We start from the raw sequence: 15,319 nt of genomic DNA, 5'->3' as shown, positions 1-15,319 counted from the left end.
GCCTGTCGCTAAAAACCGAAAAATAAACGTGATTGGTTTAGATATTTTTCGAGAAAATACTGAATATTATTTGCCAATTTTGCAGTGCTTGGGCAAAGTGTCTATATGTAAAAGGAGCAAGTACATGTCTTTATTATTAGAACGTCTTGAAATTAAACATCCTATCTTCCTTGCACCGATGGCCGGTGTTTCTACACCAGAGCTTGCAGCGGAGGTTTCAAATCAAGGCGGGCTAGGCTCACTTGGATTAGGCGCAAACACCGCAGAAGCCACACGTAGCCAAATTTTAAAAACTCAAGCACTGACCGAACAACCTTTTCAAGTTAATTTTTTCTGTCATCAAAGTGTCGAACTTGATCCAACTATCGCACAAACATGGATTGATTTTGTAAGACCTCATTTTGAACAATACGATGCAGAACCACCCACGCAACTGCACTGTATTTATCCTAGCTTTTTGGACAATGATGACTTTTTAAATGTCGTGCTTGAAACTCGCCCTAAAGCCGTGAGTTTCCACTTTGGTATTCCGCATCCGCATCAAATACAGGCGCTAAAAGATGCTGGCATTTTAACCATGGTTTCTGCAACCAACCTAGCAGAAGCACGGGCCATTGAAGCAGCAGGGATTGATTTTATTATTGCTCAAGGCATAGAAGCAGGTGGACACCGCGGGATTTTTAATGAACATTTTGATAGTGCAATACGTACAGTCGACCTTGTACAACTTCTGACGCAGCACTGTCAGTGCCCGATTATTGCTGCGGGTGGCATTATGAATGGTACACAGGCTCAGCAGATGTTAAGTCTAGGTGCGAGTGCGGTACAGTTGGGAACAGCTTTCGTACAATGTAAAACATCAAATGCCAATGATGCCTACCGTCATGCACTTTTCCATGAGCACATCACACAAATAAGTGCCAGTATTTCAGGTCGCCCTGCTCGCGGCTTACTGGGTCACTGGCATACCCAGATTGATCTACCGAACCGCCCTGCAGTTGCTGCATACCCATACTGTTATGATCTAGGGAAACAATTACATGCCGCAGCGACTAAACAAGGTGATCAAGGTTTTGGTGCATTTTGGGCAGGCACGAATGTTTCTCAAATTCGTGCCATGGAAGCACCTGACTTAATTAACCAACTGTTGGTTGAAATGCAACAAGTCAGCTATTAAGTCATATTATTCACTTAAAGCTCCATAAATAGACCTCTTGCGAAAGTAAAAACTACCTCAATATAGATTTCATGAAATATCAGAAATTAAACCGTTTTTCAGATTCTGAATTCCAGCGCTTGGTTGGCGTACCTCGACCAGTTTTTAGTGAAATGGTCGAAGTTTTAAAAGAAGCAGAATCACTTAAAAAGAAATCTGGGCGTCCTCATACTTTAGCTATAGAGGATCAATTGTTATTAACACTCAATTACTTACGGAATTACAGCACTCAATTGGAATTGGCTGCAAATTACCATATCGCTGAAAGTAATGTGAATCGAACTATTAAAAAGGTTGAAGATGCATTAATGAAATCAAGACGTTTTACCCTGCCAAAACGAAGCATTACCACAGCAGACGAACAATTTAACTGGGTAATTATTGATGCGACAGAATGTTCAATAGAACGCCCGAAAAAAAAATCAGAGTAAGTTTTACAGTGGTAAAAAGAAGAAACATACGTTAAAAGCCCAAGTGATCTATCATCCGAAGAGCAAACAAATCATAGGAGTAGATATATCGTTTGGCAGTCAGCATGATATTAAATTGGCAAGAAAAACAGTTAAGAAATTCAAACATTGTGACTATGTTATGACCGATTTAGGGTACTATGGGTTAGAGCAAGATGGCTTTAAATTATTGATGCCAATAAAGAAAAAGAAGAATTTACCCTTATTTGATGCTGAGAAAAATTACAATAAAATGATTGGAAAAATACGAGTTGTAATCGAACATATTAATAGTCAATTGAAAAGATTTAGAATACTAAGTGAACGCTATCGAAATAGACGAAAAAGATTCGGTTTACGCATTAACTTAATCGCTGCACTGGTAAACCGGATGAACTTGCAATAACGACTTTCGCAAGAGGTCTAATGGAGCTTTATTTATTTAGTTTCCAATAAATTGACCTGTTCAACTTGTACGTCATTCATGGTTTCACCATGAATAAGTAATTGGTCAAAGTAGTCTGCGACCACTTTAAATTGTTCAGTTGTACTTTCCACTTTGTACATGTTCTGACGAAACTCATTACTTGAACGTAAACCTTTGGTGTACCAAGCAATATGTTTACGTGCAATTCGGCAGCCAGAGTATTCCCCATAAAATGCATACAATTCGCCAAGATGTCCAAGTAGAACTTCTTTTACTTCTTGAATACTTGGTGCAGCCAAATGTTCACCTGTCTCCAAATAATGTGCGATCTCACGAAAAATCCATGGACGCCCTTGCGCAGCGCGACCAATCATAATTGCATCTGCACCGGTATAATCGAGTACATATTTGGCTTTTTCTGGACTATCAATATCCCCATTGGCAACCACTGGTATACGAATGAGCTGTTTTACTTCTTTAATCAAATCATAACGAGCCGTATTCAAATACATGTCTTCACGGGTGCGCCCATGCAACGCCAACGCGGCAATACCCGCCTCTTCCGCACGTTTCGCTACACGTAAGATATTTTCATGACCATTCAAAAAACCCAAACGAGTTTTAAGTGTGACAGGTACATCAACTGCAGCCACAACTTCATCCAAAATTCGAGCCACCAAGTCTTCATCTTTTAAAAGTGCAGAACCCGCCAGCTTATTACAGACTTTCTTGGCAGGACACCCCATATTAATGTCCACAATTTGAGCACCATTTGAGACCTGATATCGTGCAGCTTCAGCCAAATCTTTAGGGTCTGATCCCGCAATTTGTGCTGAAATAGGCGCCAATTCACCATCAAAATTAGCACGATATAAGCTTTTTTTACTCATCCGTAACGTTTGGTCTGATGTCATCATTTCACTGACAGCATGCCCTGCACCAAAGTATTTGCACAGAGACCTAAATGGACGGTCAGTTACGCCTGCCATCGGAGCAACAATCAAATTATTTGACAGTTGATACGGACCAATATACATATGAATTCATCACTTTTTCGACTGGCACAGTATACTGCATCTACACTTTCGGCTCATCTTTTATCATGTGTTATGTGACTATGAAATACTCATAATAAAAAAGCCAGACGAATCTAAAAGGCAGCCATCAGATAGCCTCTAAATCACATCATTTTTTTAAAAAGCATACTTTTTAAGACGTTATCTTTGAAAATGAAGTGGTGAACCAATGCCGCACAGGCATGCAAACCCACGAGCGCAATAAAGAGATTCCCTAAAAATTTATGCGCATCTGCAATATAGTCACTCCCCCAAACAGTACTCAAAAGCGGTAAATTTAAAGATAAAACGTGGAAATTATCAGTAAAACTCGATAATGTCATCCACCCCGCAATTGGAACAATACATAAGCTTAAGTAAAGGAAAAATCTGACCGTTTTAAATAACATTATCTGGTAAGAATTAATTATTTCAGTTTTAGGAATACTTTTTCTATACAGAAAAACAAAACTCAATCTCAAGAAAAATAAAATAAATATTAAAATCCCACCTGCAACATAAATCTGGCCTTTCCAGTCTGTTATTGTGGGATCACCTGCAGTCAGATATACCATTGTAACTAAAGCAAAGGTAATCCAATGCATGATTATTATAGGTTTTGGATAGTTATTCTTCATCGCTTTTCCTAAGTTTTAAATACGCAGATTCAAATCCCAAGTGCAACACATTTGTAGTTAGTTGAAAAAGTTAGGTGTATTCGTAGAATCATTGGACTTTTTCAACTCGCAATGGAAAGCACACAATGAAGAAATACACCCAACTTTCTCAAGATGAAAGATACGAAATTTATGCTACTTTGAAAAGTAAAAGTTCAATCGCTACCCTTGCTCGGGAGTTAGGGCGTTCACGATCAACCATCTACCGTGAATTAAAAAGAAATACTGGACAACGTGGATATAGAGCTCAACAGGCAGCTAAATTTGCAAGTCAAAGACGGTACCGTCCTTCATCACCCATGACAGCGTTTGCCTTCGCTTATATTGATTATTTGATTGGCTTGGACTGGTCACCAGAACAAATTTCAGGTGCTTTAACACAACGCTGTTGGCTGGATGTACCTTCACATGAGTGGATTTACCAGTACATTTATCAAGATAAATCAAAAGGCGGTAAACTCCATCTACACTTAAGGCATCAGAAGAAATATCGAAAACGAGGTTACAAAAACACGGATCGTAGGGGTCAAATCATTGATAAAACAAGTATTCATTGCCGACACCAGGTCATTGATCAACGACAACGTTTAGGAGATTTCGAAGGTGACACGGTGATTGGTAAACATCATAAAGGTGCTTTATTGACTCTCGTTGATCGAAAGAGCCTGTATGTACATATTGTTCATTTAGGGCCAACGAGAGCATCCTCTCAAACGATTACTTGTGCATTAGATCGTTTACAGATGAGCCATGCTTATAGTGTGACATTTGATAATGGCAAAGAATTTTCCGAACACAAAAGAATTACTGATGCTGGCATAGAGACGTATTTTGCTGATCCTTACAAGTCTATTCAGCGAGCTAGAAATGAAAATACGAATGGTTTAATCCGTCAATATCTGCCAAAATCATCATCGTTTGATGGCGTGTCAAACGAACAAATAGAGCAGATAGAATTTGCACTCAACCATCGTCCTAGAAAAACACTAGGTTGGTATACACCGAGTGAAGTTATGGCTGGTTTTTATACTGTTGCACTTGCCGCTTGAATCCGCCATATTTTTATAAAACGGAGCTGTTAAAAAAAAGCTTGGCAGAGTAAAACTTGAAGTGCGACATAAACCACCTAATTAATTTAAAGGGTTTATGGAGTATATAAAATTGTCATACCATCATCTTAACTTTGAAGATCGTACTGCATTAATGCTTGAGTCAAGAAAAGAAGGCTTTTCAGCCAGAAAATTTGCTGAACTCATTAAAAGACATCCTAGTACGATCTATCGTGAGCTTAAAAGAAATAGCATCAATGACGTTTATCAAGCTCGATATGCTTCTGATAACACCTTCGCTAGACGTAGACGTGGTCACAGAAAACTCAAAATCGATTCAATCCTCTGGAAATTTATTGTTGAAGCGATCCGTTGTTTATGGTCTCCTCAGCAAATAGCAAAGCGTTTAAAGACATTTCCTGATTTGGATCAAACAATGAATGTAAGCCATACAACGATTTATTCAACGATACGAGCATTACCAAAGGGTGAGTTGAAAAAAGACTTATTATCCTGTCTGCGTCATGAAAATAAAAAGCGAAAAGCTAACGGTGAACCTAAAAAAGATTCTATATTACAGGATATTAAAACTATTCATGAGCGCCCAGCCGAAGTTCAAGAAAGAAAAATACCGGGTCATTGGGAAGCTGATTTAATTAAAGGTAAAGACAATAAAAGTTCGATAGCAACACTTATTGAACGAAATACACGGCTCTGTATCTTGGCAACATTACCTGATGCAAAGGCAGAATCAGTGCGCAAGGCTTTAACTGAAGCTCTGAAATATTTACCTGCAGAACTGCGTAAAACGTTGACCTATGACCGTGGACGTGAGATGTCAGAACATAAAATACTCGAAGAAGATTTAGGCATAGATGTATATTTCTGTGACCCACATTCACCCTGGCAAAAAGGCACATGCGAAAATATGAATGGTTTAATTAGGCAATATTTACCTAAAGGGATTGATTTAAATCAGGCAGATCAGCATTATTTAAATCAAGTTGCCATGTCACTGAATACTCGTCCTAGAAAGGCGTTAGATTGGCTTACACCATTAGAGAAATTTGCTCAGCTTGTTGATTATCATAAGGCTTTTGAAACTGTCGCACCTCATGTTTGAATTCGCCCTTAAACGAAAAATGTAAAGAAAAATAGAATGCTCTGCTTTTTATTCAGGCTAGGCTTGACTTAAACCTTAAAAATCAATTGCCTGCCTATCCACTATTTCCAACATCTTGAAGATTAAAGTACTTTTAAATACAACATCCTTCATCGCTTCAAGTATTCCTTACATCCTTTGTAAAACTTCAGGTTGAACATTTGTGCTACATCATCTTTTCTAAACACTATGCTCTGCTACCTTTAATTTATTATGATGTATGTAGATAGCCCTATTATCCTTTAGAGTGTTCCATAAATTCATCGATAATTACATCTTCCAGTACATGGCAAAGGTAACCATATAAATAATTTTATAGACTATTGATTATATTAGATCTCCTGCGAAAGTCATTATTGCAAGTTTATCCGGTTTACGAGTGCAGCAATTAAGTTAATGCGTAAGCCGAATCTTTTCCGTCTATTTCGATAGCGTTCACTTAATATTCTAAATGTTTTCAATTGACTATTAATGTGTTCGATCACAACTCGTATTTTTCCAACCATTTTATTGTACTTTTTCTCAACATCAAATAAAGGTAAATTCTTCTTTTTCTTTATTGGCATCAATAATTTAAAGCCATCTTGCTCTAATCCGTAGTACCCTAGATCAGTCATAACATATTCACAATGTTTGAATTTCTTAACCGTTTTTCTTGCCAATTTAATGTCATGCTGACTGCCATTCGATATATCTAGCCCTATGATTTGTTTGCTGTTCGGATGATAGATCACTTGTACTTTTAGCGTATATTTCTTCTTTTTACCACTGTAGAATTTACTCTGATTTTTTTTTCGGACGTTCTATTGAACATTCTGTCGCATCAATAATTACCCAGTTAAAGTGTTCGTCTGCCGTGGTAATGCTTCGTTTTGGCAGAGTAAAACGTCTTGATTTCATCAATGCATCTTCAACCTTTTTAATGGTTCGATTCACATTACTTTCAGCGATATGGTAATTTGCCGCTAATTCCAGTTGAGTGCTGTAGTTCCGTAAGTAATTGAGAGTTAATAACAACTGATCCTCTATATCTAAAGTATGAGGACGACCTGATTTCTTTTTGAGTGATTCTGCTTTTTCTAAAACCTCTACCATTTCAGTAAAAACATGTCGAGGTACGCCAACCAAGCGTTTGAATTCAGAATCTGAAAAACGATTTAATTTCTGATATCTCATGAAATTTATATTGAGGTGGTTTTTACTTTCGCAAGAGGTCTATTGTATAAATCATAAACCAGCATTATTCATTAATTTAAAGTCTAATTTATGATATTAAGAAGAACAAGGAAAACAATAAAGAAACATAGTGATTCACTCCAATATGCCTCAATATTCTGAACACAAAAAATTAACAGCGACTGAATTCAATAGTTTAATGACTATGGCTATTCAGCAATCATTTAATGCGATCGTCATTACAAATGCCTGCTTTGAGAATAATGGCCCACACATCCTTTTCTGCAATCCAGCATTTTGTGAAATGACAGGTTATAGCGAAGAAGAGTTAATTGGACAATCGCCCCGTATCTTACAAGGGCCTGAGACAGATCTAACCGTGATTCAGGAATTAAAAGATTGCATATCTAATGGACTATTTTTCCATAACCATACGATTAATTATCGCAAAGATAAAACACCGTACGATGTAGAGTGGAACATCTCCCCGATTAAAACTGAAACAGGTGAAATCACCCATTTTGTATCCGTTCAACGAGATATCACGGAAAAAAACGAAAGTCTTAAATATCAAGCGATGCTGGTTGCAGCAATCAATACAACACCCGATACGATAGTGATCACGGATGATCAAGCTAAAATTAAATTTATGAATCATGCCGCAGAGGAACTCTCGTGCTACACCCTAGCAGATTTAAAAGATGAACCTATCACAAAATTATATCCACATGATCAAAAGCTGATAGAACTACAAAGAATAAAAAATCAGGATATTGAAAATAAAGACCATGTATATGAAAAGCATTTCTTAGAGCTCGTTTCATCCCCTCTAAAAGACCGTAATGGCACAATTACACACAATGTGAGTATCGGTAGAAATATTAATCATCATATCGAGATCAAGCGTCAACTTGAAGAGTGGGCCAATTACGACAGTTTGACGAGTATTTTTAATCGTCGCTATGGTGAACATCTTCTAGATACCATTCAAAAAGACATGTGCAATGAAGATAACTCTTGCTGCGTGTTATTGGCTGATATCGATTACTTTAAAACCATTAATGATACTCATGGTCATGCATTAGGAGATAAGGTCTTACAACAAGTCATGCATGAGCTCTCCAAAAATTTACGTAGCAAGGACACTCTCATTCGTTGGGGAGGAGACGAAATATTAATCGTATTACCAAGTATCAAACTAGATTCAGCTTTGAAAATGGCTGATCGACTACGCACAGTCATTGAATCTTGTAAGTTTCCGAGGATTGAAGAAGTGACTATGTCCTTTGGAGTAGTGACTTGGAAAAGGAAAGAGCTTAAAACCAGAGTTCTACGAAGAGCAGACGAGCAATTATATCTTGCTAAAGCAAATGGTCGTAACTGTATATCTCCACACTCAGTACCTTAAGCTAAAATCCATTTAAAGCGATAAGTTACCCCAGTTAAAACTTTCTAAGCTCGATATTAAAACTCTAGATCCTAAAAAGTCGCATTTTCTAACCTTCATTAAAAAATGCGACTTCATACATTTTAAAATTTATAATTTAACGCAACTACAGCAGACCTGCCGTCTCCCATATAGCCAGTTTTGTAGTTTGCAATGATGCGGGTGTAGTACTGCTCATCAAATAAATTATTAATATTTAGTGACACACGGGTTTTCTCATTAAGATCATAAGCACCATACAAACTTGCTACAACATAATCTTCTTGTTCCGCTTTTATTAGGTTAGGCTGAGCTCGTGTTCCCATATTGATATAATCATAGCTTGAACCATACCAATTTAAACTACCGCCAACTCTCAATCCAGAAAGATCACCACTAAACTGGTAGTTTGTATTGAATTTAGCTGTTTGCTTTGGATTTGCGGTATTAATTTTTTTGCCTTTCGCATCCTCTGTGTCATTGTATGCATATCCAAATGTAAGCGTCCATGCATCCGTAAGTTGACCTAATGCTTCAACTTCAAAGCCTTTCGTTTTAGCACCTTTCACAGCTCTATAACGCGCTTCAATGCCATTTAACCCAGTCCCAGCGATTTGTTCAGCGACATTGTCTTTTTGAGCATAGAAAACTGCCGCATTTACGTCTAGCCGATCATCAAAGAAACTGTTTTTTAAACCTAGCTCTGTATTACTGCCCGTAACAGGATCCAAGAAATTATCATTAGCATCTAAACTCGACTGTGGTTTAAAGATTTCGGTATAACTTGCATAAATAGTGCTAGTTGGAAAAATGTTATACGTAGCAGCCACATAAGGCACAAAAATACTAGATTGCTTTTGCTTTGAAGTCGTACTGATGAGTTGGCCTTGATTGAAGTTACGGGTTTTAGTCTCCCAGTCAGACATACGTCCACCGGTGAAAATCTTAAACTTGTCTGCGATGTTCCATCGTGTATTAATAAAAGTTCCAAACATTTTAGAGATGGATCCGTAAATTTGAACAACTCCTATAAGTGATATTCTGCTCCTCAAATGATGTTATAAACATCAATATATGGAGTATTTTATGGCACGTAGACCAAGAAGAAATCATTCAAATGATTTTAAAGCTAAGGTAGCACTTGCTGCGATTAAAGCAGAAAAAACACTTGCTGAATTGAGTGCTGAATTTGATGTTCATCAAAACCAAATTATCGACTGGAAAAATCAACTGATTTCAGCTTCCTCGCAAGCTTTCGATCAATCAAAAGCTCCAACAGAACCACCCATCGATCTAAAAAAACTACATGCAAAAATCGGTGAGCAGGCATTAGAAATTGATTTTTTAGAAGGTGTGTTGAAGAAACTGGGCCGCTTCAACCACAAAAGTTAATCGACGACTCACTTCAGATTTCAGTATCTAAGCAAGCTAAGCTGCTGAAAGTCTCCCGTGGTTGTTATTACTATCGCCCAAAACCTGTGAGTGCATCAGATCTGAAGCTGATGCGATGTATTGATGAATTACATATGCAATATCCTTTTGCAGGCAGTCGTATGATGCGTGATTTGTTGAATCGTCAAGGACATCATATAGGACGACGTCATACACGTACTTTAATGAAGAAAATGGGTATTCAGGCGTTATATTGCAAACCAAATTTAAGCCAGGCTAATCAAGCTCACCGTAAATATCCATATCTGCTCAAAGGGTTGGCTATTCAGCGCAGTAATCAAGTGTGGTCTACGGATATAACGTATATCCCTATGGCAAAAGGCTTTGTTTATTTATGTGCTGTGATTGATTGGCATAGCCGCAAGGTACTTGCGCATAGGGTATCGATTAGTATGGAGGTGGATTTTTGTATTTCGGCTTTAAATGAAGCGATTGAAAAATATGGTCGACCTGAAATATTTAATACAGACCAAGGCAGCCAGTTTACCAGTGATGCATTTATTGATGTATTGAAATCAAATGGCATTCAAATCAGTATGGATGGTAAAGGTCGATGGGTAGATAATGTGATGGTTGAACGATTATGGCGGAGCGTTAAATATGAAGAGGTGTATCTCAAAGCTTATAGCAGTGTCACAGATGCGAAAAAGCAATTAAGTGCATATTTTGAGTTTTATAATTTGAAACGACCTCATTCGAGTCTAGACAAAATGACACCAAATGAGTTTTACTATGATCAGCTACCCCAACAAAACAAGGTGGCTTAACTAGAGCGGAATATCACTTATAAATACGCTTTTAGTTGTTCAAACAAGTGGGACCACCTCTTTTTGGTGTCTGTTGTTTTGTCTACACCCGTTCTTTCTGGTTTGAAATCAGGAGATGCATTTCCGTAGAAATGTTCAATATCATTAATTGTATTTCCTGCTGAGTAAGTAGGGTAAGTGAGTCCATATTCATTAGCTTCTCTATCCCAACCATTAAAACCAAAGACCACTTGATGTTCTCGGTTAAATAAATCGAATAGTCCATTGACTGTTAAATCATATGTATTTTGGTTCAAATCCCCTTCAGATGCCCAATGTGAATAACTTAAACCCGTGCCATCTTTGTTTAAGTTTCCATTGTATGCATATGATGTTTTAGCAAATGCATCCAGATCCTGTCGACTGAATGAAAGTTTAGCCTTCCATCTGTCATTAAAGTTATGGTCTAAATACACATAACTATTTTGTAATTCACGTTGCCATCTCACCCAGTTCATCGAACCAAAGTTATCTTCTGATGAAAAGCTAGTTTGACTCCCATCGCTATAGAAAATTGGTACACCTCCACCAAGACTGTGAGGGTCATCATCTTGGTAATCAATACCCAAAGTAAGTTGAGTTTGATCAGTGAGTTTAGACGTTAATGATCCTGAAATCGTTGTTGTATTCTTTTCATAATAATGTTTCCCTGTTCTACCGTCTGATGTCGCAACAATTAAACGTGCGTTAAGTTTATCATCAGCTAACAGCCCGCCACTAATATCTCCAGTAAATCTTCGCCCATCGAAAGTATCGTAACTTGCTCCAAGCTGTGCATTAAGCTCTTGTGTTGGTTTTTTATGGACCATATTAATTGATGCAGAAGGCTCACCCAGCCCAGTGTTTAGGCCATTTACCCCCTTTAAAACTTCAATGTGATCATAAATTGCCGTATCAAACACAGGCATAGCAATTACGGAACCACTAACACCTGAATAAGATGATGCAATACCATCAATTTGAATATTATCGACTGCAAACCCACGAACGTTGTAATTTGGGCGTTCGCTATCGTTATATCCAATACTTACACCAGCTACTTGTTGCATCACGTCTGCAACAGTCGCTAAGCCTTGATCCTGCATTCTTTGCTGTGTAACAACAGTCACTGTCTGAGGTGTTTCTTTCAATGCAATATTCATTTTGGTTGCTTGAGAAGACTTACTCTTTTTATATTTTTTACTGTTTTCCGTAGCATCCTCCTCGTCTTCAGCCTGTACCACAATAGGGGCTAAACTTGCTACTGGCTCAGATGCTGCTGCATAAAGAGATGAACTAAATAAAGGAGTTAAAAGAACGACAAGCCAAATTTTATTAGGTGGGAAATATTGCATACTACAAGCTACCATTTGCAAATGAGAATCATTGTATATTAATTATCATTTACATTTCTACACAAATAGAATATTTACTCAAAATGATTGAGTGTTTATGCGTATATTCTGTATTTATAGATTATGAGGACAGATCATACATATCCTCTCAAGTCCCCTAAAAATTTGTAGATTCGAAGTTTACAATCAGGTCTTGTAAGTTGCCTTCTCGTCGCGTGTAATTCGATGGGGAGTTAGTTTGAGGTATTAATCATAAAAATAATTCAGATGAGTAAAATTACATGAAAGCCATTCTAGTTCCATGAGCTCTAGAATGGCCTTGCATAAAATAATGATGTTATATGTTAAATCTTAGGAATTTAACTAAAAATGTTATCCCGATTATTTTAGATAGAATTAAAAAGTTCTACATAACATGCTTCAGGCACCATTAGTAATTAATGGTATAACTTAGTGCAAAAGTACGACCTTCCGCTGGGATCGCTAACAATGAGTTGGCATTGGTCACTGCTGCTTGTTGGGCGAATACAGTTTTATATTGATTACCGCATAGATTATAAACACCAAAGTCCATACGGCCTTTCGCTACTGGAAAATGTGCTAATACATCCATAGTCGTATAACCTTTAATCTCTGCTGCACTGTTACTATCACTCAGTCCAGCTGCTTTTAACTCTAAGTCATCTTTATAGGCTTTGTCAGTTCCTTTGATTGCAAGCATTTGAGCACGTACACCATAGCCATCTTCATTATTCCATTCTGCAAACAATGTGCCTTTCACTGGTGATACTGCAAAAGCGTTTAACTCATGCCAGTTATTGGCCACATCCTTATACTGGCCTCTTGTGTAACCTAAAGTGCCACCCACCTTATAATTTTCCATAAATGGATAACTTACTGTTGCCTCCGCACCATAAACTCGCTGATCTGTGTCGACAACATTTACAGAACGATTCGAGTTAAATTGAACGACTTTATCAGAGTTATTATAGAAACCTGTTAAGCCCAAATTTAAGCCTGTGTCTTGATTTAAGCGCCAGCCTAGTTCATAGCTATTCACAGTGATTGGAGCGATACCAGACGTGGTTAAAGTATATGCTGCAACGTCACGCAATACGCGTTGTACATCTGGATAACTATAGCCTTGAGAGAAGTTAGCATAAATTTGTTGTACATCATTTAGCTTATAAACAGCACCTAGATTAAACAGAAATTTCTCTGAATCTGTAGAGTCTGCCGCCATTAATGTATATGGCTTACGTGCAGTTAAATAGCTGTCTGTGTCTGCCTGAACATATTGGTAACGTACCCCAGCTTGAATATTAAGCTGATCAGTTACGGCATAGTCCCCTTGTATAAAGGTACCAATATTCTGAATTTCAGTATCTGGTCCTGAGCCTTGTTTTTCTCCAGTTGGGGTATAAACTAAACCATTATTGCTTGGCGTGTAGTAGTCTGCCCACTGATGGTCTTTTTCCCAATCATAGTCTAAGCCATAAGTTAGTTTTAAATCACGGTCAGCAACTACAAGATCAGACTGTAAAGTTGAACGAATACCTGCGTAATCCACATTGGATTGACTTTGCTTTACACTAACACCGTCAGCTGAATAACCATAAGGTACGAAGCGTGACTTCTCATTTCGATAGTATGCTTCAACATTCAAAACTTGTCCTAAAAAATCCTGATTTTGGTACTGCGTATTAAAAGCATAACGTTCAGTAAACGGCTGATTATCTAAGCTCCAACCTTTGACCGCTTTTAAAGATGGAGCTGTTTTGGTAAGTAAATAAGAATAATCAGGCCCATATTCTGTATCTTGTTCATCTTTATAGTACTGAGCACCAAAACTTAAGCTTTGGTTGTCAGTTAAATTAAAGTTTAAACGACCATTCACATCAATAGTATCAGTATCCATGGTGCTGCCCTGCCAAGGACTTAATGAAATACGATCCCCATTACCATCAAATTGTGAGCCACGATTGGTATAGTCTAAGCCAAAAAAACCATCAACTTTGTCATTTGCAAATGAAGCTGTTTGTCCAACTTGATAAGCCAAACTATCACCTCGGAAGTTATCTGCCGATGTCACACCCAATTTGGCTTGAAAACTAACTGGTTCTGATTTATCGGCACGTTTAGTAATAATATTAATAATCCCGCCTGTCGCACCTGAACCATAAATACTGGTCGCACCAGAAACCACTTCAATGTGATCAATCATATTTGGGCTAATACTATTTAACTGACGTGACACATCACGTGAACCCGTTTGTGATACCCCATCAATCATTACAAGTACATTACGTCCACGCATAGTTTAACCATAATTACTACTCGTTCCACTGCTTGGTGCTAAAGATGGAACCAGTTGCGCCAAAACATCTGCAACTTTACGACCTGGGCCAGCCTGTTGAGCAATTTCATCAGCAGAAATGGTTTGGACAGTTCCTGAAATTTCAGCAATAGTTTTGGGTGTACGTGTTGCTGTCATCACGATAGTTGGAAGTTTAGTCTCTGTTTTTTTTGCTTCAGTTAATGCTGAAGTCATATCGTTTGCATAAAGTTGAGTACAAATAGCCGTAGTGAGCAAACAAAGACTAAAGTGAGACAAGCGCATTTTTATTCCTCTTTTGTAAAATATTTTTGAGAATGATAATTATTATTAATTTCAATGTAAAACTTTTTATTATATTTTTTAATGCAGTAAATTCTATCTTTAATACGAAAAAGCAGCCTTCAGTTCAAACAGGTGTTGATCGTCATACGCTAGTATTTCTATACTTACTTTCAAAGAGCTCAAATATGATATAGCTATTATTGTTATACGGCAGAAACCAGCTATGGATTTGGTTTATAAATACTTATTTGCGGAAGACGCTTTTGGAACTCATTTAGGAGCGAATTGAGCTAGCAATATAACGAATAATAGGCAAAGGGCTGCATCGAGAAACCAATCATTGGAAGAAATTTGGAGATTAAGAATTCCTCGTGGACAAGCTAACAATCCATAAATCAATAGCCTTCATATAGTAAAAGTGCCTAAATCCATATTTTTACAAAATATTTTTGCTAAAAAGACATTTTAGC

At 37.5% G+C, this 15,319-nt stretch carries 11 protein-coding genes and 1 pseudogene; 6 read left to right on the top strand and 6 right to left on the bottom strand.

Going from position 1 to position 15,319, the window contains the following annotated elements; genetic code table 11:
- Positions 1-124: 124 nt before the first annotated feature.
- Positions 125-1,177 (top strand): NAD(P)H-dependent flavin oxidoreductase, encoded by a 1,053-nt coding sequence (locus AC4CUX_RS14275; protein WP_490747858.1) that lies wholly within the window; start codon positions 125-127, stop codon positions 1,175-1,177.
- Between the two features lie 71 nt (positions 1,178-1,248).
- A protein-coding gene (locus AC4CUX_RS14270) for an IS5 family transposase (protein WP_104794718.1) occupies positions 1,249-2,071 on the top strand; the annotation gives its coding sequence in 2 pieces (ribosomal slippage) (positions 1,249-1,629 and positions 1,631-2,071; 822 coding nt in all).
- Positions 2,072-2,103: 32 nt separating this feature from the next.
- On the opposite strand, the gene dusB is transcribed toward AC4CUX_RS14270, so the two are convergent.
- Positions 2,104-3,129 carry a tRNA dihydrouridine synthase DusB gene (gene dusB / locus AC4CUX_RS14265; RefSeq protein ID WP_490747859.1) on the bottom strand — a complete coding sequence of 342 codons (1,026 nt, stop codon included), beginning with the start codon at positions 3,127-3,129 and terminating at the stop codon, positions 2,104-2,106.
- Positions 3,130-3,272: 143 nt separating this feature from the next.
- Positions 3,273-3,785 (bottom strand): cytochrome b, encoded by a 513-nt coding sequence (locus AC4CUX_RS14260; RefSeq protein ID WP_490747860.1) that lies wholly within the window; start codon positions 3,783-3,785, stop codon positions 3,273-3,275.
- Between the two features lie 125 nt (positions 3,786-3,910).
- Between AC4CUX_RS14260 and AC4CUX_RS14255 the strand changes: the two genes are divergently transcribed.
- Both AC4CUX_RS14255 and AC4CUX_RS14250 read left to right on the top strand, forming a co-directional pair.
- Positions 3,911-4,873 (top strand): IS30 family transposase, encoded by a 963-nt coding sequence (locus AC4CUX_RS14255; protein ID WP_490792465.1) that lies wholly within the window; start codon positions 3,911-3,913, stop codon positions 4,871-4,873.
- A gap of 97 nt (positions 4,874-4,970) precedes the next feature.
- Positions 4,971-5,996 (top strand): IS30-like element ISAba125 family transposase, encoded by a 1,026-nt coding sequence (locus AC4CUX_RS14250; RefSeq protein ID WP_081405716.1) that lies wholly within the window; start codon positions 4,971-4,973, stop codon positions 5,994-5,996.
- A gap of 392 nt (positions 5,997-6,388) precedes the next feature.
- Here the strand turns inward: AC4CUX_RS14250 and AC4CUX_RS14245 are convergent.
- Positions 6,389-7,211 (bottom strand): IS5 family transposase gene (locus AC4CUX_RS14245; RefSeq protein WP_094148576.1). Its coding sequence is split into 2 segments (ribosomal slippage): positions 6,389-6,829 and positions 6,831-7,211, totalling 822 coding nucleotides; the frame shifts between segments, so codons are not numbered across the junction.
- Positions 7,212-7,356: 145 nt separating this feature from the next.
- On the opposite strand from AC4CUX_RS14245, the gene AC4CUX_RS14240 reads away from it, so the two are divergent.
- Complete coding sequence (locus tag AC4CUX_RS14240) at positions 7,357-8,619, top strand: sensor domain-containing diguanylate cyclase (protein WP_490792464.1); 1,263 nt, start codon at positions 7,357-7,359, stop codon at positions 8,617-8,619.
- A 122-nt stretch (positions 8,620-8,741) separates the two neighbouring features.
- On the opposite strand, the gene AC4CUX_RS14235 is transcribed toward AC4CUX_RS14240, so the two are convergent.
- Complete coding sequence (locus tag AC4CUX_RS14235; RefSeq protein ID WP_490792463.1) at positions 8,742-9,632, bottom strand: TonB-dependent siderophore receptor; 891 nt, start codon at positions 9,630-9,632, stop codon at positions 8,742-8,744.
- 91 nt (positions 9,633-9,723) lie between these two features.
- Between AC4CUX_RS14235 and AC4CUX_RS14230 the strand changes: the two genes are divergently transcribed.
- Positions 9,724-10,856, top strand: a protein-coding gene (locus AC4CUX_RS14230; RefSeq protein WP_223155595.1) for an IS3-like element ISAba14 family transposase whose coding sequence is annotated in 2 segments (ribosomal slippage) — positions 9,724-9,976 and positions 9,976-10,856 — 1,134 coding nt in all. Because the reading frame shifts where the segments join, the coding sequence is not laid out codon by codon here.
- Between the two features lie 17 nt (positions 10,857-10,873).
- Here AC4CUX_RS14230 and AC4CUX_RS14225 read toward each other — a convergent pair.
- On the bottom strand, positions 10,874-12,229 hold the full coding sequence (locus tag AC4CUX_RS14225) for a TonB-dependent siderophore receptor (protein ID WP_490792462.1): 1,356 nt from the start codon (positions 12,227-12,229) through the stop codon (positions 10,874-10,876).
- A gap of 430 nt (positions 12,230-12,659) precedes the next feature.
- Positions 12,660-14,849: pseudogene (locus AC4CUX_RS14220) on the bottom strand (TonB-dependent receptor).
- Positions 14,850-15,319: the final 470 nt, after the last annotated feature.

Source organism: Acinetobacter sp. 231_lipA, from assembly GCF_058243005.1.
The sequence above is the reverse complement of the archived record's forward strand: the minus strand, read 5'-3'. Positions and strand labels throughout refer to the sequence as shown.